The sequence below is a fragment of the Pseudomonas sp. GD04015 genome, from assembly GCF_029837675.1.
Classification (GTDB): domain Bacteria; phylum Pseudomonadota; class Gammaproteobacteria; order Pseudomonadales; family Pseudomonadaceae; genus Aquipseudomonas; species Aquipseudomonas paralcaligenes.
This window is the reverse complement of the sequence record NZ_JAOEEE010000007.1, coordinates 163,685-187,745: the sequence shown is the minus strand read 5'-3', so window position 1 is coordinate 187,745 and position 24,061 is coordinate 163,685. Positions and strand designations below refer to the sequence as shown.

Below are 24,061 nucleotides of genomic sequence, written 5' to 3'. Positions count from 1 at the left end.
TGATTGTTCTGATCGGGAAGGCTAGACCCGCGTCGGGCGGCCGGCATTAGACCTTAGTCTAAGATGCTTGAAGTCCGGCCGGAGAAGTGGCAGGAACGCCGCCGACCGGCTTGTCGGTCGGAAAATGGCCGATCCGGTGCCGATTCGAGGTAAAGATGCGGTAAAACAGAGGGCGAGGTTGGTCGGCATGGCTGCCTTTTGTGTCACACCCCTATATATAATCCTCCGGTTCACCAAAGAAGGGACTCCACTTGCGTCGGCTCTGGATCGCCACAGGACTCATCGTCAGCCTGCTGCTCGGCCTCTCGGCCACGTCGAACGCCGCTCCCGGGGACGATAGCTGGTCCATCCTGCTCGACAAGTCGGCGCAGCTGAGCTTCGCCGAGGTTCAGGCGCAGAGTTCGCGCTTCCAGCCGCTGGACCGCCTGGCCTTCACCCTCCCCGCTTCCTCCCAGGCCGTCTGGCTCAAGGTCGACACCCGCTCCCTGTCCGCCCCGCACTGGCTGTGGCTGTTCGCCCCGCGGGTGCAGCACCTGGACTTCTACCTGGTCAGGGACGGCGTGATCGAACAGCAGCTGCGCACCGGCGAAGCGCTGACCCTCAGCTCGCGCCCGCTGCCCTCGCGTTCCTACCTGTTCAGCCTGCCCAACGACGACCAGCCGCGCACCGCCTACCTGCGCATGACTTCCAACCACGCCCTGATGATGTGGTTCAAGGTCATCGACGAGGCCGAGCTGGTGGCCCAGGAGCGACCCGCCTACCTGTTCGGCGCGCTGATCGGCGGCCTGCTGCTGATGGCCCTGTTCAACCTGCTGCGCATGGCCTACTCGCCCACCGCCAGCAACCTGTGGCTGGCCGGCACCCATGCCGCCCTGGCCCTGTGCGCCACCGCCAATACCGGCCTGCTCGCCGTGCTGATGCCGCAGCAGAGCTACAACCAGTCGCTGATCGCCGACCTCTCGGCCCTCGCCGCCGTGCTGTGCATGCTCGGCTATACCCGCTTCTTCTTCAGCGGCACGTCCGCCGAGCGCAGCCCGCTGCGCCACCTGCTGCACCTGGAGTTCACCCTGGTCGCCCTGGTCGCGGCGGTGATCGGCTTCACCGGCCTGCTCTGGCACAGCTGGCTGGTCTACGGCCTGGTGGTGATGGTGGTGGTCACCGTGCCCATCATCGCCTTCATCCACTGGCGCGCCGGCTACCGCCCGGCCCGCCTGATCTTCGCCGGCCTGGCGATCTTCGGCCTGGGCTTCGCCACCCTCGCCCCGGTGCTGTTCGGCTTCGACCAGCTCAATCCCGGCTGGCTGGTGCTCAGCCTGTTCAGCGTGGCGATGGTCTCCGGCCTGATCCTCAGCATCGCCCTGTCCGAGCGCCAGCGGCAGATCCAGAGCGACACCTTGCAGCAGAGCACCCGCGAGGCCGCCGTCAGCGCCGAGCTGAAGACCAAGGCCGAGTTCCTGGCCAAGATCAGCCACGAAATCCGCACCCCGATGAACGGCGTGCTGGGCATGACCGAGCTGCTGCTCGGCACCCCGCTGTCGGCCAAGCAGCGCGACTACGTGCAGACCATCCACAGCTCGGGCAACGAGCTGCTCACCCTGATCAACGAGATCCTCGACATCTCCAAGCTGGAGTCGGGCCAGATCGAGCTGGACGACGTGCAGTTCGACCTCCACGCGCTGGTCGAGGACTGCCTGGACATCTTCCGCGCCAAGGCCGAGCGGCAGAAGGTCGAGCTGATCAGCTTCACCCAGCCGCAGGTGCCGCGCGTCATCAGCGGCGACCCCACGCGCCTGCGCCAGACCCTGATGAGCCTGCTGGACAACGCCTTCCGCCAGACCGACGAGGGCGAAATCCTGCTGGTGGTGGCGCTGGACACCGACGGCGACGCGCCGCGCCTGCGCATCGCCGTGCAGGACAGCGGCCGGCCGCTGGAGCCGGGCGAGCGCGACGCCCTGCTCAACACCGAGCTGCACAGCAGCGACTTCCTCTCCGCCAGCAAGCTCGGCGGCCGCCTCGGCCTGATCATCGCCCGCCAGCTGGTGCGCCTGATGGACGGCGAGTTCGGCGTGCAGAGCGGCGGCAGCACCGGCACCACCCTGTGGCTGACCCTGCCGCTCGACCCCCAGCGCCTGGAGCAGGCCACCGCCGACCTCGACGGGCCGCTGGAAGGCGCGCGCCTGCTGGTGGTGGACGACAACGAGACCTGCCGCAAGGTGCTGCAGCAGCAGTGCGCGGCCTGGGGCCTGCAGGTCAGCGCGGTGGCCTCCGGCAAGGAGGCCCTGGCCCTGCTGCGCACCAAGGCGCACCTGCGCGAATACTTCGACGCCGTGCTGCTGGACCAGGAAATGCCCGGCATGACCGGCATGCAGCTGGCCGCCAGGATCAAGGAAGACCCCAACCTCAACCACGACATCCTGCTGATCATGCTCACCGGCATCAGCAACGCACCGAGCAAGATCATCGCCCGCAACGCCGGCATCAAGCGCATCCTGGCCAAGCCGGTGGCCGGCTACACCCTCAAGACCGTGCTCGCCGACGAACTGGCCCAACGCGAAGCCGGCGCGCCGCGCACGCTGCAGCCCGACAGCGCGCCGCTGCAGGTGCCGGAGGACTTCCGCATCCTGGTCGCCGAGGACAACAGCATCTCCACCAAGGTCATCCGCGGCATGCTGAGCAAGCTCAACCTCAAGCCGGACACCGCCAGCAACGGCGAGGAAGCCCTGCGCGCGATGCAGGAACAGCAGTACGACCTGGTGCTGATGGACTGCGAGATGCCGGTGCTCGACGGCTTCTCCGCCACCGAACGCCTGCGCGAGTGGGAACAGCGCGAGCGGCGCAGCCGCACCCCGGTAGTGGCGCTGACCGCGCACATCCTCGCCGAGCACAAGGAGCGCGCGCGCCAGGTCGGCATGGACGGGCACATGTCCAAGCCGGTGGAGATGTCGCAGCTGCGCGAGCTGATCGCCCACTGGGTGCGCGAGCGCGAACGCCGCCAGCGCGACGTCCTGCACTCCTAGGGTCTGTACGAAAAGTCGTCGAGCGAAGGTCAGGCGAGGGCTAGGCGCCCCCACAAAAACAGGTGAGGAAGCGGACTGGGCTCGCATGCGAGTTTACGAGCTGTAAATGAGCATGACTCACTGCGTTCGCCCTTCGGGCCGCGCCTTGGCGCGTTAGCAGCAAGCTGCTTTCCGAACCCGTTTTAACGACGCATCACCGAGCGCAGGCACTTTCGTACAGAGCCTAGCCAGTGGCGGTGGCGCCCCGGCGCCCTCTATGCTTGCCCCATCCTCCTGACGAGCCCGATCCATGCTCTCCGTGCTGTTCAGCCTGTACCTGAAAATGCTGGTCCTCTACAGCCCGTTCTTCGTGCTGTCCTGCTTCCTCGGCCTGACCCCGGGCTATAGCGTCAGGGAGCGCAAGAAGCTGGCCTGGAAAGTGGCGCTCGGCACCCTGGTGGCCAGCGTGCTGCTCTACCTGTTCGGCCAGACCATCTTCGAGATCTTCGGCATCACCGCCGACGCCTTCCGCATCGGCGCCGGCTCCGTGCTGTTCATCTCCGCCCTGGGCATGGCCCAGGGCAAGTCGGCGGTGCAGGCGGACAACGTGCAGCAGGACGTCACCATCGTGCCGCTGACCATCCCGCTCACCGTCGGCCCCGGCACCATCGGCGCCCTGCTGGTGATGGGCATCAGCCAGCCGCACTGGGACGACAAGCTGCTGGCGATCATCGCCATCGGCATCGCCAGCGTCACGGTCGGCGTGGTGCTCTACCTGTCCGACAAGGTCGAGCGGCTGCTGGGCCAGCAGGGCCTGCAGATTCTCAGCCGCCTGATGGGCCTGTTCGTCTGCGCCCTGGCCGCGCAGATCATCTTCACCGGGGTGCGCGGCTACCTCGCGCCCTGACCGCCCCGCCCTGGCGCACCGGCACCGGCGTCCGGCCCCCAAACGGGGCACGGCCGCTCGCAAACCCGCTCCATCATCCTGAAAAATCCTTCTGAAACAACGAGTTGAATAACTGGCACAGCTCCTGCTTTGTCGACATCAACTTGGATACAAGAAGGAATCTAGGAAGATGTCCCATCGCGGATTCGGCTGGACCCTGAGCGAATGGCAACAGGCCTATCGCACCGAGAACCTGCAACCCGGCGCGCTCGCCGAGCTGCTCGCCGAACTAGGCGGCGAAGACCCGGCCTGGATCAGCCTGGCCACGCCCGCCCAGCTGCAGGCCCAGCTCGACGCCCTGGCCGAGCGCCTGGCCGCCGTCGAGGGCGACCTGGGCAAGCTGCCGCTGTATGGCGTGCCCTTCGCCATCAAGGACAACATCGACGCCGCCGGCTGGCAGACCACCGCCGCCTGCCCCGAATTCGCCTACACGGCCGAGGCCGACGCCACGGTGGTGGCCCGCCTGCGCGCCGCCGGCGCCATCCTCGTCGGCAAGACCAACCTCGACCAGTTCGCCACCGGTCTGGTCGGCACCCGCTCGCCCTACGGCGCGGTACCCAACAGCTTCAAGCCCGACTACGTCAGCGGCGGCTCCAGCTCCGGCTCGGCCAGCACCGTGGCGCGCGGCCTGGTGGCCTTCTCCCTGGGCACCGACACCGCCGGCTCCGGCCGCGTGCCGGCCGGCTTCAACAACATCGTCGGGCTCAAGCCGACCAAGGGCTGGCTGCCCAACACCGGCCTAGTGCCGGCCTGCCGCACCCTGGACTGCATCTCGGTGTTCGCCCTGACCGTAGCCGACGCCCTGGCCGTGGCCGAGATCGCCGGCGGCTACGACGGCGCCGACGCATACAGCCGCAAGAACCCCAACAGCGCCAGGGTCGGCATGCCGGCCAAGCCGCGCCTGGCGGTGCCGGCCAGCCCGGAGTTCTTCGGCAACACGCAGAACCAGGCGGTATTCGAGGCCGCCCTGGGCAAGCTGCGCGAACTGGGCGCCGAACTGGTCGAGATCGACTTCGAACCCTTCCAGGCACTGGCCGAGCAGCTCTACTACGGCTCCTGGGTCGCCGAACGCACGGTGGCGCTGGAGGGCGTGGAACCCTCGCACATCAACCCGGTGGTGCGCGGCATCGTCGCCAATGGCGAGAAATACAGCGCCTGCGACGCCTACAAGGCCGAGTACATCCGCGCCGAGCTGGCGCGCCGGATCAACGACGTCCTGGCCGGCTTCGACGCCCTGGTGGTACCGACCTCGCCGACCCTGCGCACCCTGGCCGAGATGGAAGCCGAGCCGGTGCTGTTCAACAGCCAGTTCGGCACCTACACCAACTTCACCAACCTGGCCGACCTCGCCGCCCTGGCCGTGCCGGCCGGCTTGCGCGCAGACGGCCTGCCGGCCGGCATCACCCTGATCGCGCCGGCCTGGCACGACCAGGCCCTGGCCGCCTTCGGCCAGCGCTGGCAGCAGGCACTCGTCCTGCCGCTGGGCGCCACCGGCCGGCCGCTGCCGGCGCAGACAGCGAGCGCCAAACCCGCCCCCGGCAGCGTGCGCGTGGCCGTGGTCGGCGCCCACCTGACCGGCATGCCGCTGAATTTCCAGCTCACCACCCGCGACGCCGTGCTGGTCGAGCAGACCACCAGCGCCGCCAGCTACCGCCTCTACGCCCTGCCCGGCACCGTGCCGCCCAAGCCGGGCCTGGCACGGGTGGCCGAAGACGGCGCCGAGATCATCGTCGAGCTGTGGGACGTGCCCCAGGCGCGCTTCGGCGAGTTCGTCGCCGAGATTCCGCCGCCGCTGGGCATCGGCAACCTGGAGCTGGCCGACGGTCGCTGGGTCAAGGGCTTCATCTGCGAGCCCTATGCCCTGGCGGGCGCCCGCGACATCACCGGCTTCGGCGGCTGGCGCGCGTTCATCGCCAGCCTCCAGGGCGCGCGCCCGTGACTCCACGGCTGCGGCAGCCGAGGGAACTGCCTTGGCAACTGTGGGAGCGGCCTTGGCCGCGAATGGGGCTGCTCCAAAAGCTTCGCGGCCAAGGCCGCTCCCACAAAGGCAGCTCCCACAAGGGTCATCGCTCCGCTCGCGCTCTTCCGATCTACGCCTAAACGAGGCAACGCCCATGTTCGATACCGTACTGATCGCCAACCGTGGCGACCAGCCGCAAAGCGGCGCAGCGACGCAGTCAAAGTGCCGGGTGGGCGCCGCCCGCCACGGCGATCTCGCCACGGAGGCCACCCATGTTTAATACCGTACTCATCGCCAACCGTGGCGAGATCGCCGTCCGCGCCATCCGCACCCTCAAGCGCCTGGGTGTGAAGAGCGTCGCCGTCTACTCCGACGCCGACCGCAACGCCCAGCATGTGCGCGATGCCGATGTCGCCATCGCCCTGGGCGGTGACAAGCCGGCCGACAGCTACCTGCGCATCGACAGGATTCTCGCCGCGGCACAGGAAACCGGCGCCCAGGCGATCTACCCGGGCTACGGCTTCCTCTCCGAGAGCGCCGAGTTCGCCGACGCCTGCGAGGCGGCCGGCATCGCCTTCGTCGGACCGACCGGCGAGCAGATCCGCGAATTCGGCCTCAAGCACCGCGCCCGCGAACTGGCCGGCGAAGCCCAGGTGCCCATGGCGCCGGGCACCGGTCTGCTGCAGAGCCTGGAAGAAGCCCTCGCCGCCGCCGAAGGCATCGGCTACCCGGTGATGCTCAAGACCACCGCCGGTGGCGGCGGTATTGGCCTGACCCGCTGTGCCGACGCCGAAGCCCTGGCCAGCGCCTACGACAGCGTCAAGCGCATGGGCGAGCAGTTCTTCAGCGACGCCGGCGTATTTCTGGAGCGCTTCGTCGACCAGGCGCGCCACGTCGAGGTGCAGATCTTCGGCGACGGCCAGGGCCGCGTCGCCGCCCTCGGCGAGCGCGACTGCTCGCTGCAGCGGCGCAACCAGAAGGTGGTCGAGGAAACCCCGGCGCCGAACCTGCCCCAGGCCACCCGCGAGCGCCTGCACGCCGCCGCCGTGCAGCTCGGCGAGTCGGTCGGCTACCGCAGCGCCGGCACCGTGGAGTTCATCTACGACGCCGCCCGCGACGACTTCTACTTCCTCGAAGTGAACACCCGCCTGCAGGTCGAGCACCCGGTCACCGAGATGGTCACCGGCCTCGACCTGATCGAGTGCATGTTGCGTGTGGCCGCCGGCGACGCGCTGGACTGGGTCGCCCTGGACCGCGCCCCGCAGGGCGCCGCCATCGAGGTGCGCATCTACGCCGAGGACCCGCTGAAGAACTTCCAGCCCAGCCCCGGCGTGCTCACCGAAGTGCACTTCCCCGAGGGCGTGCGGGTAGACGGCTGGGTCGCCACCGGCAGCGAGGTGTCGGCCTTCTACGACCCGATGATCGCCAAGCTGATCGTCCACGGCCAAAGCCGCGACGAAGCCATCGCCAAGCTGCGCGCGGCCCTGGGCGAAACCCGCCTGCACGGCATCGCCAGCAACCTCGACTACCTGCGCCAGGTGGTGGCCGACCCGCGCTTCGCCCGGGGCGAGGTGTGGACCCGCCTGCTCGATACCTTCGCCTTCAAGGCCAGCGTCATCGAGGTGCTGGAACCCGGCACCTACTCCAGCGTGCAGGACTACCCGGGGCGTCTCGGCTACTGGGATATCGGCGTGCCGCCGTCCGGGCCGATGGACGACTTCGCCTTCCGCCTGGCCAACCGCATCGTCGGCAACCACGCCGACGCCGCCGGCCTGGAATTCACCCTGCAAGGCCCGACCCTGCGCTTCCACTGCGACGCGCTGATCGCCCTGACCGGCGCCGACTGCCCGGCCACCCTGGGCGGCGAGCCGGTTGCCTACTGGCAGCCGGTCGCGATCAGGGCCGGCCAGGTGCTCAAGCTCGGCCGCGCGCTCAGCGGCTGCCGCACCTACCTGGCGGTGCGCAACGGCATCGACGTGCCGCTGTACCTGGGCAGCCGCTCGACCTTCGCCCTCGGCCAGTTCGGCGGCCACGCCGGCCGCACCCTGCGCCCGGCCGACACCCTGGCCATCTCCCAGCCCGCGTTGCCGGCCTGCACCACTCTGGCGCCGGTTGCCGCGCCCCAGGCCGTGCACCCGAGCCTGATCCCCAGCTACGGCACCACCTGGAACATCGGCGTGCTGTACGGCCCGCACGGCGCGCCGGACTTCTTCACGCCCGAGGCGATCGAGGAATTCTTCGCCGCCGAGTGGGAGGTGCACTACAACTCCAACCGCCTCGGCGTGCGCCTGTCCGGGCCGAAGCCGAGCTGGACCCGCGCCGACGGCGGCGAGGCCGGCCTGCACCCGTCCAACGTCCACGACTGCGAATACGCCATCGGCGCGATCAACTTCACCGGCGACTTCCCGGTGATCCTGACCAAGGACGGTCCCAGCCTCGGCGGCTTCGTCTGCCCGGTGACCATCGCCAAGGCCGAGCTGTGGAAGGTCGGCCAGGTCAAGCCCGGCGACAAGCTGCGCTTCCATCCCATCGGTTTCCAGCAGGCGCAGAGCCTGGAGCAGGCCCAGCTGGGCAGTCTCGAAGCCCTGGCCGCGATCAGCGCGGTGACCCTGCCTGCACCGTCGCTGCAACCGGAGAGCACCGTATCCGCCACCGTGCTGGCCGAGCTGCCGGCCGAAGGCAGCCGCCCGCGGGTGGTCTACCGCCAGGCCGGCGACGCCTACATCCTGCTGGAGTACGGCGACAACGTGCTCGACCTGGCCCTGCGCCTGCGCGTGCACCTGCTGATGGAGGCGCTGAAGGCCGAGCCGCTGCGCGGCCTGGAGGAGCTGGCGCCGGGCGTACGCTCGCTGCAGCTGCGCTACGACAGCCTCGTGCTGCACCAGCAGGCGCTGATCGACCACCTGCTGGGCCTGGAACAGCGCCTGGGCGACGTGGCCGAGCTGAAGGTGCCGACCCGCATCGTCCACCTGCCGATGGCCTTCGAGGACAGCGCCACCCTCGGCGCCGTCACCCGCTACCGCGAGACGGTGCGCAGCGAGGCGCCCTGGCTGCCGAACAACGTCGACTTCCTGCAGCGCATCAACGGCCTGGCCAGCCGCGACGAGGTGAAGGACATCCTGTTCGACGCCAGCTACCTGATCCTCGGCCTCGGCGACGTCTACCTCGATGCGCCCTGCGCCGTGCCGCTGGACCCGCGCCACCGCCTGCTCAGCTCCAAGTACAACCCGGCGCGCACCTACACCGCCGAAGGCACGGTGGGCATCGGCGGCATGTACATGTGCATCTACGGCATGGATTCGCCCGGCGGCTACCAGCTAGTCGGCCGCACCCTGCCGATCTGGAACAAGTTCGTGAAGAACGCCCAGTTCGAGAACGGCGAGCCCTGGCTGCTGCGCTTCTTCGACCAGGTGCGCTTCTACCCGGTCAGCGAGGCCGAGCTGGACGACTTCCGCGAGGCCTTCCGCGAGGGCCGCGCTCAAGTCCGCATCGAGCAGGGCGAGTTCGACTTCGCCGAATACCAGCGCTTCCTCGCCGCCAACGCGGACGGCATCGCCGCCTTCCAGGCCCGGCAGAAGGCCGCCTTCGACGCCGAGGTGCAGCTGTGGCAGGACGACGATCCGGCCGCCGCCGCGCCGCTGGCCGTCGCCCAGGAAGACGACGGCGACCTCGACGGCCACCTGGTCAGCGCCGACATGTGCGGCAGCGTGTGGAAGGTGCTGGTCGAGCCCGGCCAGCATGTCGAGGCCGGCACCCCGCTGCTGGTGGTCGAGGCGATGAAGATGGAACTGGCGGTCACCGCGCCGGTGTCCGGCATCGTCAAGTCGGTGCGCTGCGCGCCGGGCAAGGCGGTGACGCCGGGCGACGCGCTGCTCCTGCTGGTGCCGGGCGAGGCCGCCTGAGATGCAACTGGTCGGTCCCGACAAGCGCGGCCGCGAGCGCCCGGAGAACCTGGCCGAGCGCATCTACGCCCAGCTCAAGGACGACATCTTCGAGTTCCGCCTGCTGCCCGGCGACCGCTTCTCCGAGGGCGAGGTCGCCGAGCGCATGGAGGTCAGCCGCACGCCCGTGCGCCAGGCCCTCTACCGGCTGGAGCGCGAGGGCTATCTGGAGGTGTATTTCCGCAGCGGCTGGCAGGTGCGGCCGTTCGACTTCCACTACTTCGAGGAGCTGTACGAAGTGCGCATCGTCCTCGAACTGGAAGCGGTCAGGCGCCTGTGCGACCGGCCGGCCGGCGAACTGCCGGCGCCGCTGGAGGAGCTGCGCCGGACCTGGATGGTCCGCCCCGAGGACCGCCTGCAGAACGGCCGCGCCGTGTCACTGCTCGACGAACGCTTCCACTGCCAGCTGGTGGAGGCCACCGGCAACCGCGAGATGGCCCGCCTGCACGCGGAAGTCAGCGAGAAGATCCGCATCATCCGGCGCCTGGATTTCACCCAAGAGCCGCGCGTGGAGGCAACCTACGCCGAACACGCCCAGATCCTCGGCGCGATCCTGTCGCGCCGCCCCGAAGAAGCACAGCTGTTGCTCAGGACCCACATCGAACTGAGCAAGGCGGAAGTGCGCAAGATCACCCTGCACATGCTGCACAGCGCCCGGCAACGGGCGATGGCCGGGCAAGGGTGACGCGATGACCCTTTGGACGACTGCCAACCCATAACCAGAAATCAGCAGTACTCAAACTAGCTCGAATGGAGATCGCACCATGCAACGACGCAGCCTGATCAAGGCCTTCACCCTTTCCGCTTCCATCGCCGCCATGGGCATGACCTGGACCGTCCAGGCCGCCGAGACCATCAAGGTCGGCATCCTCCACTCGCTGTCCGGCACCATGGCGATCTCCGAGACCTCGCTGAAGGACATGGCGCTGATGACCATCGACGAGATCAACGCCAAGGGCGGCGTGGGTGGCAAGCAGCTGGAGCCGGTGGTGGTCGACCCCGCGTCCAACTGGCCGCTGTTCGCCGAGAAGGCCCGCCAGCTGCTGACCCAGGACAAGGTCGACGTGGTGTTCGGCTGCTGGACCTCGGTATCGCGCAAATCCGTGCTGCCGGTGTTCGAGGAACTCAACGGCCTGCTGTTCTACCCGGTGCAGTACGAAGGCGAAGAGATGTCGCCGAACGTGTTCTACACCGGCGCCGCGCCGAACCAGCAAGCCATCCCGGCCGTGGAATACCTGATGAGCGAGGACGGCGGCGGCGCCAAGCGCTACTTCCTGCTGGGCACCGACTACGTCTACCCGCGCACCACCAACAAGATCCTGCGCGCCTTCCTGCACAGCAAGGGCGTGCAGGACAAGGACATCGAGGAGGTCTACACCCCCTTCGGCCACAGCGACTACCAGACCATCGTCGCCAACATCAAGAAGTTCTCCGCCGGCGGCAAGACCGCGGTGATCTCCACCGTCAACGGCGACTCCAACGTGCCGTTCTACAAGGAACTGGCCAACCAGGGCATCGACGCCACCGACATCCCGGTGGTCGCCTTCTCGGTGGGCGAGGAAGAACTGCGCGGCATCGACACCAAGCCGCTGGTGGGCCAGCTGGCCGCGTGGAACTACTTCCAGTCGGTGGACAACCCGGTCAACAGCGCCTTCGTCGACAAGTGGAAGGCCTACGCCAAGGCCAAGAACCTGCCGAACTACCAAACCGCGGTGACCAACGACCCGATGGAAGCCACCTACGTCGGCATCAACATGTGGGCCCAGGCCGTCGAGAAGGCCGGCACCACCGACGTGGACAAGGTGCGCGAGGCCCTGGCCGGCCAGACCTTCGCCGCGCCGAGCGGCTACACCCTGACCATGGACAAGACCAACCACCACCTGCACAAGCCGGTGATGATCGGCGAGGTCCAGGAAGACGGTCAGTTCTCCATCGTCTGGCAGACCGAGGGCCCGCTGCGCGCCCAGCCCTGGAGTCCCTTCATCCCTGGCAACGACAAGAAGCCGGACCATGCGGTGAAGAGCAACTGAGGCGGGTGAAGCTTTCGGAAGTCCGCGTGCGCCATGGCATCCCTCGCCCCCAGCCCCTCTCCCAAAGGGAGAGGGGTGACGGAGCGCCAGGCAACGTAGACCTCTCATGAAACCGCACGCTTCCCCTCTCCCTCCGGGAGAGGGGCCAGGGGTGAGGGTCTTGCGCCCCACTCTATAGCCGTAGCCCGGATGCAATCCGGGAATCGCCACCCCGGATTGCATCCGGGCTACGGCCACCTGCAAAGGACTGATCCGCAATGCCCACTGCCTTGTTCCGAATCCTGCTGTCACTGGCGCTGCTGCTGCCGCTGACCGCCCATGCCGGGGACGCCGCCGACTTCGTCGCCGCCAGCCCGGCCAGACAGGCCCAGCTCCTCGAAAGCTGGGCCGCGCAACCCGATACCACCCGCCAGCCGCTGCTCGACGCCCTGCAGCAGGGCCGCGTCGGCGTCGATGCGGCCAAGGCCGCCTTCTACGAAGTCGACGGAGCCTGGCAGGCCGCCGAAGGCTCCGCCGCGGCCGACGGCACGCCGAAGAAGCTGCGCCTGAACAACCGCCTGCGCGGCCTGCTGGCCAACGTCCAGGCCAGCCAGCAACTGCTCGCCGAGGAACCCGCCAAACGCCTGGCCGCCGCCCGGCAGCTGCAGAAGAGCGCCAAGCCGGCCCAGCTGGAACTGCTCAACGCCCGCGTCGCCGGCGAACCGGACGAGGCCGTGCGCGCCGCCCTGGCGCTGGCCCTGGCCAACCTGCAACTGGTCGATGCTGACCCGCAGGTTCGCCTGAAGGCCGTGCGCCTGCTCGGCGAAAGCGGCGACCCGCAGGCCCGCACCCGCCTGGAAGGCGTGCTGGCCGAGGGCGCCGAGAGCGACGCCGCGGTGCGCACCGCGGCCGAGACCAGCCTGGTGCAGGTCGAGCGCCGCCTGCTGATCGGCGAACTGCTCGGCCAGGCCTTCAGCGGCCTTAGCCTGGGCTCGATCCTGCTGCTGGCCGCCCTGGGCCTGGCCATCACCTTCGGCCTGCTCGGGGTGATCAACATGGCCCATGGCGAGATGCTGATGCTCGGCGCCTACACCACCTACATGGTGCAGATCGCCTTCCAGCGCCTGGCCCCGGAATACCTCGCCCTCTACCCGCTGGCCGCACTGCCGGTGGCCTTCTTCGTCACCGCCGCCATCGGCATGGCGCTGGAGCGCACGGTGATCCGCCACCTCTACGGCCGCCCGCTGGAAACCCTGCTCGCCACCTGGGGCATCAGCCTGATCCTGATCCAGGCGGTGCGGGTGATCTTCGGCGCGCAGAACGTCGAGGTCGCCAACCCGCAGTGGCTGTCCGGCGGCGTGCAGGTGCTGCCCAACCTGGTGCTGCCCTACAGCCGCATGGTGATCATCGGCTTCGCCCTGTTCGTGGTGGCGCTGACCTGGCTGCTGCTGAACAAGACCCGCCTTGGCCTCAACGTCCGCGCCGTGACCCAGAACCGCAACATGGCCGCCTGTTGCGGCGTGCCCACCGGCCGGGTGGACATGATGGCCTTCGGCCTCGGCTCCGGCATCGCCGGCCTCGGCGGCGTGGCCCTGTCGCAGATCGGCAACGTCGGCCCGGACCTGGGCCAGAGCTACATCATCGACTCCTTCCTGGTGGTGGTGCTCGGCGGCGTCGGCCAACTGGCCGGCAGCGTGCTGGCGGCCTTCGGCCTCGGCATCGCCAATAAGCTGCTGGAGCCGCAGATCGGCGCCGTGCTCGGCAAGATCCTGATCCTCGCGCTGATCATTCTGTTCATCCAGAAGCGTCCGCAGGGACTGTTCGCACTGAAAGGACGGGTGATCGACTGATGACCTGCGACCGTTATTGCGCCATCGAGCGTAGAGCGGGTGAAACCCGCCAGACCGACCGGACGCCATCGCTGCAGAGGCGGGTTGCACCCGCCCTGCGGACTTAAAGGACGAGTGATCGACTGATGAATGCGATAAACCAAACGTTGCTGGCACGCACCACCGCCAAGCTCGGCCCGCAGGTCTCGCTGGCCATCGGCCTGCTGGTGCTGGCGCTGCTGCTGGCCATGCCGCTGCTGCACCTGCTGCCGGCGGACCACGCCCTGCACGTCTCGGCCTACGGCCTGACCCTGGTCGGCAAGATCCTCTGCTACGCCATCGTCGCACTGGCGCTGGACCTGGTCTGGGGCTACGCCGGCATGCTCTCGCTCGGCCACGGCCTGTTCTTCGCCCTCGGCGGCTACGCCATGGGCATGTACCTGATGCGCCAGAGCGCGGGTGATGGGCTGCCGGCCTTCATGAGCTTCCTCGCTTGGACCGAACTGCCCTGGTACTGGTACGGCACCAGCAGCTTCCTCTGGGCCCTGTGCCTGGTGGTGCTGGCGCCCGGCCTGCTGGCCCTGGTGTTCGGCTTCTTCGCCTTCCGCTCGCGGATCAAGGGCGTGTACTTCTCGATCATGACCCAGGCGCTGACCTTCGCCGGCATGCTGCTGTTCTTCCGCAACGAGACCGGCTTCGGCGGCAACAACGGCTTCACCAACTTCCGCACCATCCTGGGCTTCGACATCACCGCCCCGGGCACCCGCGCCACCCTGTTCCTGTGCACCGTGCTGCTGCTCATCGGCAGCCTGGTGCTGGGCTTCATGCTGGCGCGCAGCAAGTTCGGCCGGGTGCTGACAGCGCTGCGCGACGCGGAGAACCGCCTGATGTTCTGCGGCTACGACCCGCGCGGCTACAAGCTGTTCATCTGGGTTCTGAGCGCGGTGCTGTGCGGCCTGGCCGGCGCGCTGTACGTGCCGCAGGTGGGCATCATCAACCCCAGCGAGATGTCGCCGACCAACTCCATCGAGGCCGCCATCTGGGTCGCCCTCGGCGGGCGCGGCACGCTGATCGGCCCGCTGCTCGGCGCCGGCCTGGTCAACGGCATGAAGAGCTGGTTCACCGTGGCCTTCCCCGAATACTGGCTGTTCGCCCTGGGCGCGCTGTTTATCGTCATCACCCTGTTCCTACCCAATGGCGTGATCGGTCTGATCAAGAGGAAGTCATCATGATCGCTACTGCGCATTTCATCTGCGGCGTTGCGCGGTGCTCGCTCCTCGCCGTACCCACTCGTACTGTCTCGTCGCTGTGCGCCGCGCGCCTTGCAGCTGAAATTGCTCGCGACGCGCTCCTGACGACTTCCACGGAGAAGGACCAATGAGAGTCGCTCCGGTACCCGAATTCATGCTCGAACCCGCCTTCGACCCGGCCGGCAGCGGCCGCGACGCGGTCGGCCTCGGCAGCGCGGCGGGCAAGGGCCTGGACGTGCGCCACGGCACCATCCTGACCCTGGAAGACATCAACGTCAGCTTCGACGGTTTCAGGGCGCTGACCGACCTGACCCTGTACATCGGCGTCGGCGAACTGCGCTGCATCATCGGCCCCAACGGCGCCGGCAAGACCACCATGATGGACGTGATCACCGGCAAGACCCGCCCGGACAACGGTGTCGCCTACTTCGGCGACACCCTCGACCTGACCCAGATGAGCGAGGTCGAGATCGCCCAGGCCGGCATCGGCCGCAAGTTCCAGAAGCCCACGGTGTTCGAGGCGCTGAGCGTGTTCGAGAACCTCGAACTGGCGCTGAAGACCGACAAGTCGGTGTGGGCCAGCCTGCGCGCCCGGCTCTCCGGCGCGCAGAAGGACCGCATCGAGGAAGTGCTCGCCACCATCCGCCTGGACGCCTCCCGCCATCGCCCGGCCGGGCTCTTGTCCCACGGCCAGAAGCAGTTCCTCGAGATCGGCATGCTGCTGGTGCAGGAGCCGCAACTGCTGCTGCTCGACGAACCGGTGGCGGGCATGACCGATGCCGAGACCGAGTTCACCGCCGAGCTGTTCAAGTCGCTGGCGCGCAAGCACTCGCTGATGGTAGTCGAGCACGACATGGGCTTCGTCGGCAGCATCGCCGACCACGTCACCGTGCTGCACCAGGGCAGCGTGCTGGCCGAAGGCTCGCTGGAAGAGGTGCAGGCCAACGAGCGGGTGATCGAGGTCTACCTCGGCCGCTGAGACAGGACCCGGTGCGCACAGCGCACCCTACACCCCCGTAGGGTGCGCCGCGCGCACCAAGAAACGAGGTTGAGGACAGAACATGCTGCAAGTCCAACAGCTCCACCAGTACTACGGCGGCAGCCACATCCTGCGCGGCCTGTCCTTCGAGGCCAGGATCGGCGAGGTCACCTGCCTGCTCGGGCGCAACGGCGTGGGCAAGACCACCCTGCTGAAATGCCTGATGGGCCTGATCCCGGCCAAGGAAGGCAAGGTCGAGTGGGAAGGCCAGGCGATCAACGCCTACAAGCCGCACCAGCGGGTGCATGCCGGCATCGCCTACGTGCCCCAGGGTCGCGAGATATTCCCGCGCCTGACCGTGGAGGAAAACCTGCTGATGGGCCTCTCGCGGTTCGGCGCCAGCGAGGCCAGGACCGTGCCGGAATTCATCTACGAGCTGTTCCCGGTGCTGCGCGAGATGAAGCACCGTCGCGGCGGTGACCTCTCCGGCGGCCAGCAGCAACAGCTGGCCATCGGCCGCGCCCTGGCCAGCAAGCCACGCCTGCTAATCCTCGACGAACCCACCGAGGGCATCCAGCCCTCGGTGATCAAGGAGATCGGCGTGGTCATCCGCAAGCTCGCCGAGCGCGGCGACATGGCCATCCTGCTGGTAGAGCAGTTCTACGACTTCGCCGCCGAGCTGGCCGACCAGTACCTGGTGATGAGCCGCGGCGAGATCGTCCAGCAGGGCCGCGGCGAGACCATGGAGGCAGACGGCGTGCGCGGCCTGGTGGCGATCTGAAACTATCCTAAGACATCCTGATCTAGCCACTGGGTGGCGCTAACAGCGCGCCCCATCAGTAGCAACGCTCGATCATCTGGAGCAACTAAGTTGCTCCGTAAGTCTTCTGGTTTCGTAGATACCTTCAAGTCTCCTAATGAGGCCCATCAGGAGGCACTATGAGCAACCAGCGTTACCCCGAAGAATTCAAGATCGAAGCGTTCAAGCAAGTGACCAAGTGCGGTTTTCCCGTTGCAGAAGTGGCGGGAAGCCTTTCCAGTCGCTGAAGTGGGAACACATCTGGCGGAAATTTATAACACCCGCGAAGAAGCCTACGGCAATGCCTTTAATCATACCGAGCTATGCAGCTATCTCCGGTGGATTTTGAAAAACACTAGGACAGCTCTAGGAATCCGGAGGCAGCTAGCTCGCCCTCCTCACCGAGCGAACAGTCAATTAATCAAACAACCCAAGATCATCTAAGGAGAAATGTTTAATATGCCGAAAATCAACTACCGCCCCCGAAACAATCTTCCTTCCGCAATATTCTGAGTATTCTCTCTGCACAGGGGGCACAACCTTATCCCGATCAAAAAAGTAATCCATATTTTTCATCGGCATATTCTCCGGAGTGATATGCATCACAAAAGACCGGCGAGTCAGCGCCTTATTCAAATGGGGAAGCCCGCCATGCAAAGTAGCAGGATTCCATATGATCATATCCCCCGCTTTAACCTTACAAGTAACAATAGGCATATCACTCTGCCTAGTCATTTCCAATACTGCTTCATTGTAGGCATTGAATAACGGCGTATGCGATGGAGGTACATTTCCATCAGGAAAGAACTGCTCTCTCAGCTTTACGATATCCGGATCGGGTATCTTATGACTGCCCCGGACGGCGACCAGCGCCCCGTTGTTCTCATCGACATCGTCTAATGCCACCCAGACCCCCATGTAACCAGCATCGCCGCCGGAATAAAAATAAGGGGTGTCTCGGTGCAAAGGTTGCTGGCTGCCCAGCTCAAAAAACAAAGAAGTATAAAGCGTTGCCTCACCGTATTGATCAACCACATCACAACCAGCGCTCATTGCCGCAACAAAGATGTCCCGCAAAGGCCTTACTGAGTGATGAAAATTGACAACCCTTTGGAGCAGACCTTCGACCAGAAGGTCATGACTCATCAGCAACGAATCATTTTTCTTTCGAAAAGCATTAATAGCAAGATTGGCCTTCTCCACCAGCCCTGACGATATTGCATTCGGAATTATGCAAAAACCATCCCGATCAAACTGCTCAGCATACGAACCCATATAACCCCCTGCTGCCTATTACCCCCGAGTCTAGCGTCTTATGAAACGCCAAAACAAGCGCAAGCAGGGTTACGAACTTCCGCATGGCACTCAGCCAAATTCAACAGCCACCCAGACTACTGCAACCCATCCACCAGGAAGTTCAGCCGCACCTGCTGCTCGCCGGCCAGACCGGGCAGCTCGGCCTCGTCCTTCAGGTTAACGCCGGATAGTTTGCGCCGGCATGCCTCACGCATGAGGTATAGCAATTTATGGGCCGCCAGGCCGTAGCTAAGTCCCTCCTGGCGCACGTTGGAGATGCAGTTGCGGTAGGCGTCGGTCAGGCCGACCTTCGGTGCCCAGGTGAAGTACAGGCCGAGGCTGTCCGGCGAGCTGAGGCCGGGGCGTTCGCCGATCAGGATCACCACCATCCGTGCGCCGAGCAGTTCGGCCACCTCGTCGGCCACCGCCACCCGGCCCTGGCGCACCACGCAGAGCGGCGCCAGCGACCAGCCGTCGCCCGCCATCTGCTCGCGCAGACGGTCGACGAAGGGCAGCGCGTGGCGCTGGATGGCCAGGGCGGACAGGCCGTCGGCGATCACGATGGCCAGGTCGTAGCCGTCCGGATGGCCTTGCCGATGGTCGCGCAGGACCTGCGCCGAATCCGCGTCCAGGCGCCGGCCCAGGTCCGGGCGTTGCAGGTAGGTGTGCCGGTCGGGCGCGGCGCTGTGCAGCGCCAGGGTCTCCAGCCCGCGCTCGGCCAGCCCCGCGCCCAGCGCCTCGGCGTCCAGCGCCAGGTGCACGGCGTCGCGCGCCTGGGCGTGGGCGAACTGGAAGTCCAGCTGCGCGCCGGTGGGCAGGCTGGTGCCGGCGCGGCCCAGGGCGATGCGCGCCGGAGTCAGCCGGCGCAGCGCCTGCCAGGGATCGTCGATGGCGCCGCTCGGCGGCTGGTCGTCGTTCATGCACATTCCTCGGGCGGGTGCCGATCCGTAGGAGCGAGCTTTGCTCGCGAACCGGCCCCGCAAAAAGCTTCGCGAGCAGAGCTCGCTCCTACCCGGCTGCCGATTCCTTGTGCCTCGCATGCGCGGGTTGCACCCGCCCTACGGTGGTTCGTAGGGTGCGCCGTGCGCACCACACCGCCGCCGGTGCGCACGGCGCACCCTACCTTCACATGGGTGGACATGGCCCTACCCCAACCGCGCCACGGCCTGGCGGAAGGCCGGCGGCAGCGCGCCGCCGAGGTGGGGCCGGCCATCACGCTGGGAGAGGATTTCCATGCGCTCCAGCCAGGCCTCGAACTCCGGCGCGGGGCGCAGGCCGAGCACCTGGCGGGCGTAGAGGGCGTCGTGGAAGGAGGTGGTCTGGTAGTTGAGCATCACGTCGTCGGAGCCGGGGATGCCCATGATGAAGTTGATGCCGGCGGTGCCGAGCAGGGTCAGCAGGGTGTCCATGTCGTCCTGGTCAGCCTCGGCGTGGTTGGTGTAGCAGATGTCGCAGCCCATCGGCACGCCCAGCAGCTTGCCGCAGAAGTGGTCTTCCAGGCCGGCGCGGATGATCTGCTTGCCGTTGTACAAGTACTCCGGGCCGATGAAGCCGACCACGGTGTTCACCAGGAACGGGTTGAAATGCCGTGCCACCGCGTAGGCCCTCGCTTCGCAGGTCTGCTGGTCGACGCCATGGTGGGCGCCCGACGACAGCGCGCTGCCCTGGCCGGTCTCGAAGTACATCAGGTTGTCGCCGAGGCTACCGCGCTTCTGTGACAGCCCGGCTTCATGGCCCTCCCGCAGCACCTCCAGGCTGATGCCGAAGCCGGCGTTGGCCGCCTCGGTGCCGGCGATGGACTGGAACACCAGGTCCACCGGCGCGCCGCGCTCGATGGCGGCGATGGAGCTGGTGACGTGGGTCAGCACGCAGGCCTGGGTGGGAATCCCGTAGCGCTGGATGATGGCGTCGAGCATCTTCAGCAGGTCGCTCAGCGCGCCCAGGCTGTCGGTGGCCGGGTTGATGCCGAGCATGGCGTCGCCGTTGCCGTAGAGCAGGCCGTCGAGGATGCTGGCGGCGATGCCGGACGGGTCGTCGGTCGGATGGTTGGGCTGCAGCCGGGTCGACATCCGCCCGCGCAGGCCCATGGTGTTGCGGAAGCGGGTGACCACGCGGATCTTCTGCGCCACCAGGATCAGGTCCTGCACGCGCATGATCTTCGACACCGCCGCCGCCATCTCCGGGGTCAGCCCCGGGGCCAGGGCACGCAGCGCGGCCTCGTCGGCCTGCTCGCCGAGCAGCCAGTCGCGCAGGCCGCCGACAGTCAGGTGGGCGACCGGGGCGAAGGCCGCCGCGTCGTGGCCGTCGACGATCAGCCGGGTGATCTCGTCGTCTTCGTAAGGAATCAGCGCCTCGTCGAGGAAGTGCCTGAGCGGGATATCCGCCAGCGCCATCTGCGCAGCGACCCGCTCGGCGTCGCTGGCCGCGGCGATGCCGGCCAGGTGGTCGCCGGAGCGGGCCGGGCTGGCCTTGGCCATGACTTCGCGCAGGCTGTCGAAACGCCAGGTCTGGTGGCCTACCGTGTGGGCAAAAGCGGCCATGGGTGGGCTCCTCGGTGCGGTAGATGCGGGCGCCTCGCGCGGCGCCCGGGTGTCGCGCTCAGGGCTGCTGCGCCAGCATCGAATCGACGGGCACCGAGCTGCGCTGGGCGCCGGTCAGCCTGAAATAGACGAAGCCGATGGTCATCAGGCCGAGGAACAGCAGCGCGATGGTGCCGTTGAACCACAGCATAGCCACCAGGCAGACCACCGCCAGGGCCAGGGCGATGCCCGGCACCACCGGATAGCCGGGGGCGCGGAAGGTGCGCTCCAGGTTCGGCTCGCTGCGGCGTAGCTTGAACAGGCTGAGCATGCTCATGATGTACATGACGATGGCGCCGAACACGCTCATGGTGATCATCGCGGCGGTCAGGCTCATGCCCTGCAGGTTGATCAGGCCGTCGCTGAAGATCGCCGCGATGCCCACCAGGCCGCCGGCGATGATCGCGCGGTGCGGGGTGTGGAAGCGCGACAGCTTGGCCAGGGAAGGCGGCAGGAAGCCGGCGCGGGCCAGGGCGAAGAACTGCCGCGAGTAGCCGAGGATGATGCCATGGAAGCTCGCCACCAGGCCGAACAGGCCGATCCACACCAGCATGTGCAGCCAGGTGGAGTTCTCGCCGACCACCGTCTTCATCGCCTGGGGCAGCGGATCGTTGATCCCGGACAGCGCCTTCCAGTCGCCCACCCCGCCGGCGAACAGCATCACGCCGATGGCCAGGCTGACCAGGGTCAGGATGCCGGCGATGTAGGCGCGCGGGATGGTGCGTTTCGGGTCCTTGGCTTCCTCGGCGGCCATGGCCGCGCCCTCGATGGCGAGGAAGAACCAGATGGCGAACGGGATGGCGGCGAAGATGCCGGCCACCGCGGGCAGGCCGAACACGTCGCTGCCGGCCCAGCCGTCGATGACGAAGTTGCTGAAGCTGAAGCCCGGCGCCACCACGCCCATGAACACCAGCAGCTCGAGCACCGCCAGCACCGTGACCACCAGCTCGAAGGTAGCGGCGATGCTGACCCCGAGGATGTTGAGGGTCATGAAGATGAAGTAGGCCCCCACCGCCGCGATCCTGGGGTCGAGACCGGGGAACTGCACGTTGAGGTAGGCGCCGATGGCCATGGCGATGGCCGGCGGGGCGAACACGAATTCGATCAGGGTGGCCATGCCGGCGATCATCCCGCCGGCGGGGCCGAACGCGCGCAGGCTATAGGCGAACGGCCCGCCCGCGTGGGGAATCGCGGTGGTCAGCTCGGTGAAGCTGAAGATGAAGCAGCTGTACATCGTCGCCACCATCAGCGTGGTGACCAGGAAGCCCAGCGTGCCGGCCACGCCCCAGCCGTAGCTCCAGCCGAAGTATTCCCCGGAAATCACCAGGCCCACGGCGATGCCCCACAGGTGCAGGGTGCCCAGGGTGGGTTTGAGTTGGGTTGTCGTCATTTGCCAATTCCTCGAGGTGAGAGCCACGTCGAACGTCGATCGCCCGGCGAGGATATCCAGCCGACCCCGGCCGAGACTTGACCTTGCAAAGTCCGCGCACGGCTCCAGGGTCAACTCGCCAGCGAGGCCACAGGCCGCGTCGCGCCTGGCTTCTGCGCCATGGGAGTGCAATTCGCCGGCGCCCCGCCCCAACACGATGCAGCGGCATGCGCCCGAGGCATGGCAGGCGCGCCCCGCGTCCGGCCGATGCCCGGGGCACGACTATTGCTACGTCCGCGCATCACCTCCACGCGCCCCGTCCCCTATGTCCCTGAACATCCCCCACCCGCTGGCCATGACCGACTCGCCGAGCAACCTCGGCGTGCTGTCGGCCGCCGCCAGCGGCCTGGACCGCTTCATCGGCCAGCAGGGCGGCGACGCGGACCGGGTGTTCGGCGTGGCCGGCATCGACCCCGACCTGCTGCTGCACCCGACCCTGAGCCTCAGCCTGAGCAACTACTGCAAGGTGCTGGAGGAAGCGGCGGCGCAATCCGGCTGCGACAACTTCGGGCTGCGCTACGGCCAGCAGTTCCAGCCGCGCGCCCTCGGCCTGCTGGGCTACGTCGGGCTGTGCTCGGACAGCCTGGAGCAGGCCCTGCAGAACTTCGCCCGGGCCTTCCCCTACCACCAGCACGACACCCTGATCCGCCTGGCGGACATCGGCGAGTGCTACCGCTTCGACTACCAGGTGCGCCACCCGGCGATCCTCGACAAGCGCCAGGACGCCGAGCTGACCATGGGCATGGCCCTCAACCTGGTGCGCCACGTGCTCGGCCCGGACTGGGCACCGCGCGCCGTGCTGTTCGAGCACACCCGCCCGGAAGGCTGGCGCGAGCACCTGGCCGCGTTCGACGCGCCGGTGCTGTTCGACCAGCCGTGCAACGCCCTGCTGATTCCCAAACGCGACCTGGCCGGCCAGGCGATGCCCGAGCGCGACCCGGTGCTACTGATGCTGGTGCAGGATGCCATCCAGCGTCTCGGCGGCCAGCAGCACCGCCAGTGCCTGGTCGACCAGGCGCGCGGTCTGGTGCGCGACGCCCTGCCGCTCGGCGAGCCGGCGCTGGAGCAGATCGCCGCCGGCCTCGGTCTGACCCCGGCCGCTCTGCAGCGCCGTCTGCGCGAGCAGAACCTGAGCTACTCCGCGCTGATCGACCAGGTGCGCCGCGAACTGGCCCTGCACTACCTGCGCCGGCGCCTGCCGGTCAGCGAACTGGCGCCGCTGCTCGGCTACTCCGAGACCAGCGCCTTCTCCCGCGCCTTCCGCCGCTGGTTCGACGCCAGTCCGCGGCAATGGCTGCAGACCGCCACCGCCTGAGCGAGCCGGGGTACACTGGCCGCCCGACCCGACGACCGACACCATGACGTCCTACCTGATCCGCGACGCCGGCGACGCCGACCTCGAGGGCATCCTGCCCATCTACAACGACGCCGTGCAGAACGGCACCGCCATCTGGAACGAAACCCCGGTGGACCTCGCCAATCGCCGAGCCTGGCTGGCCGAGCGCAGCGCCGCCGGCTTCCCGGTACTGGTGGCGGTGGACGCGGCCGGCGGCGTGCTCGGCTATTCCAGCTACGGCACCTGGCGCGCCTTCGACGGCTTCCGCCACACGGTCGAGCACTCGGTCTACGTGCGCGCCGACCAGCAGGGCAAGGGTCTGGGCAAGGCACTGCTGCAGGCGCTGATCGAACGCGCCCGCGCCGCCGGCCTGCACGTGATGGTGGCCGCCATCGAGCGCGAGAACGCCGCCTCCGTCGCCCTGCACCAGCGGCTCGGCTTCGTCGTCACCGGGCAGATGCCCCAGGTCGGCCGCAAGTTCGGCCGCTGGCTGGACCTGACCTTCATGCAGCTGGTCCTGGAGTGAGAACCTGCTGCTGCGTGTCGGAAAAACCGCGTTGAACGTGACCGCGGAAAGCAGCTTGCTGCTAACACGCTTTAGCGCGACCCGAAGGGTGAACGGAGCGAGTCATGCTCATTTACCACGCGTAAACGCCGCTTCCCCAGCCACTTTCGCCTTGTTTTGGGCATGTACCCGTTACGGGTTGGTGGC

At 67.4% G+C, this 24,061-nt stretch carries 17 protein-coding genes and 1 pseudogene; 14 read left to right on the top strand and 4 right to left on the bottom strand.

What is annotated here, in order from left to right; translation table 11 throughout:
* The first annotated feature begins 251 nt into the window (after positions 1-251).
* The 12 genes and pseudogenes from N7640_RS08855 to N7640_RS08800 all read left to right on the top strand — a co-directional run.
* Positions 252-3,017: a hybrid sensor histidine kinase/response regulator gene (locus N7640_RS08855; RefSeq protein ID WP_279903569.1), complete on the top strand. Its 2,766-nt coding sequence runs from the start codon at positions 252-254 to the stop codon at positions 3,015-3,017.
* 289 nt (positions 3,018-3,306) lie between these two features.
* Positions 3,307-3,903 carry a MarC family protein gene (locus tag N7640_RS08850; RefSeq protein WP_279903568.1) on the top strand — a complete coding sequence of 199 codons (597 nt, stop codon included), beginning with the start codon at positions 3,307-3,309 and terminating at the stop codon, positions 3,901-3,903.
* A gap of 169 nt (positions 3,904-4,072) precedes the next feature.
* Positions 4,073-5,881: an allophanate hydrolase gene (gene atzF / locus N7640_RS08845; RefSeq protein ID WP_279903567.1), complete on the top strand. Its 1,809-nt coding sequence runs from the start codon at positions 4,073-4,075 to the stop codon at positions 5,879-5,881.
* A 175-nt stretch (positions 5,882-6,056) separates the two neighbouring features.
* Complete coding sequence (locus N7640_RS08840; RefSeq protein WP_279903566.1) at positions 6,057-6,182, top strand: hypothetical protein; 126 nt, start codon at positions 6,057-6,059, stop codon at positions 6,180-6,182.
* The gene (uca, locus tag N7640_RS08835; RefSeq protein ID WP_279903565.1) at positions 6,175-9,804 is read left to right on the top strand and encodes an urea carboxylase; all 3,630 of its coding nucleotides are present in this window, start codon (positions 6,175-6,177) and stop codon (positions 9,802-9,804) included. Before N7640_RS08840 ends, uca begins: the two co-directional genes overlap by 8 nt.
* 1 nt (position 9,805) lies before the next feature.
* Complete coding sequence (locus N7640_RS08830) at positions 9,806-10,528, top strand: GntR family transcriptional regulator (RefSeq protein WP_220815933.1); 723 nt, start codon at positions 9,806-9,808, stop codon at positions 10,526-10,528.
* A 79-nt stretch (positions 10,529-10,607) separates the two neighbouring features.
* Complete coding sequence (urtA, locus tag N7640_RS08825) at positions 10,608-11,873, top strand: urea ABC transporter substrate-binding protein (RefSeq protein ID WP_279903564.1); 1,266 nt, start codon at positions 10,608-10,610, stop codon at positions 11,871-11,873.
* 257 nt (positions 11,874-12,130) lie between these two features.
* Entirely contained in the window at positions 12,131-13,702 is a 1,572-nt protein-coding gene (gene urtB, locus N7640_RS08820) for an urea ABC transporter permease subunit UrtB (protein WP_279903563.1), read from the top strand.
* Positions 13,703-13,827: 125 nt separating this feature from the next.
* Positions 13,828-14,913, top strand: a complete 1,086-nt coding sequence (urtC, locus tag N7640_RS08815; RefSeq protein ID WP_279903562.1) for an urea ABC transporter permease subunit UrtC — start codon at positions 13,828-13,830, stop codon at positions 14,911-14,913.
* A gap of 145 nt (positions 14,914-15,058) precedes the next feature.
* Positions 15,059-15,910: an urea ABC transporter ATP-binding protein UrtD gene (urtD, locus tag N7640_RS08810; RefSeq protein WP_279903561.1), complete on the top strand. Its 852-nt coding sequence runs from the start codon at positions 15,059-15,061 to the stop codon at positions 15,908-15,910.
* An 82-nt stretch (positions 15,911-15,992) separates the two neighbouring features.
* A complete protein-coding gene (gene urtE / locus N7640_RS08805) occupies positions 15,993-16,691 on the top strand; it encodes an urea ABC transporter ATP-binding subunit UrtE (RefSeq protein WP_279903559.1) in 699 nt (232 codons plus the stop codon).
* A gap of 158 nt (positions 16,692-16,849) precedes the next feature.
* A pseudogene (locus N7640_RS08800) lies at positions 16,850-16,936 on the top strand (transposase); the annotation flags it as partial.
* Between the two features lie 190 nt (positions 16,937-17,126).
* Here the strand turns inward: N7640_RS08800 and N7640_RS08795 are convergent.
* The 4 genes from N7640_RS08795 to eat form a co-directional block, all read right to left on the bottom strand.
* Positions 17,127-17,984, bottom strand: coding sequence for a phytanoyl-CoA dioxygenase family protein (locus tag N7640_RS08795; protein ID WP_279903558.1), 858 nt, complete (start codon positions 17,982-17,984; stop codon positions 17,127-17,129).
* Positions 17,985-18,100: 116 nt separating this feature from the next.
* Entirely contained in the window at positions 18,101-18,925 is an 825-nt protein-coding gene (eutC, locus tag N7640_RS08790) for an ethanolamine ammonia-lyase subunit EutC (RefSeq protein ID WP_279903557.1), read from the bottom strand.
* 225 nt (positions 18,926-19,150) lie between these two features.
* A complete protein-coding gene (locus N7640_RS08785; protein WP_279903556.1) occupies positions 19,151-20,545 on the bottom strand; it encodes an ethanolamine ammonia-lyase subunit EutB in 1,395 nt (464 codons plus the stop codon).
* Between the two features lie 58 nt (positions 20,546-20,603).
* The gene (gene eat / locus N7640_RS08780) at positions 20,604-21,974 is read right to left on the bottom strand and encodes an ethanolamine permease (RefSeq protein ID WP_262880386.1); all 1,371 of its coding nucleotides are present in this window, start codon (positions 21,972-21,974) and stop codon (positions 20,604-20,606) included.
* Between the two features lie 304 nt (positions 21,975-22,278).
* Here eat and N7640_RS08775 point away from each other — a divergent pair, with 304 nt between their 5' ends.
* The gene (locus N7640_RS08775) at positions 22,279-23,328 is read left to right on the top strand and encodes an AraC family transcriptional regulator (RefSeq protein ID WP_279903555.1); all 1,050 of its coding nucleotides are present in this window, start codon (positions 22,279-22,281) and stop codon (positions 23,326-23,328) included.
* A gap of 43 nt (positions 23,329-23,371) precedes the next feature.
* Positions 23,372-23,875 (top strand): GNAT family N-acetyltransferase, encoded by a 504-nt coding sequence (locus N7640_RS08770; protein WP_279903554.1) that lies wholly within the window; start codon positions 23,372-23,374, stop codon positions 23,873-23,875.
* The last annotated feature ends 186 nt before the right edge of the window (positions 23,876-24,061 follow it).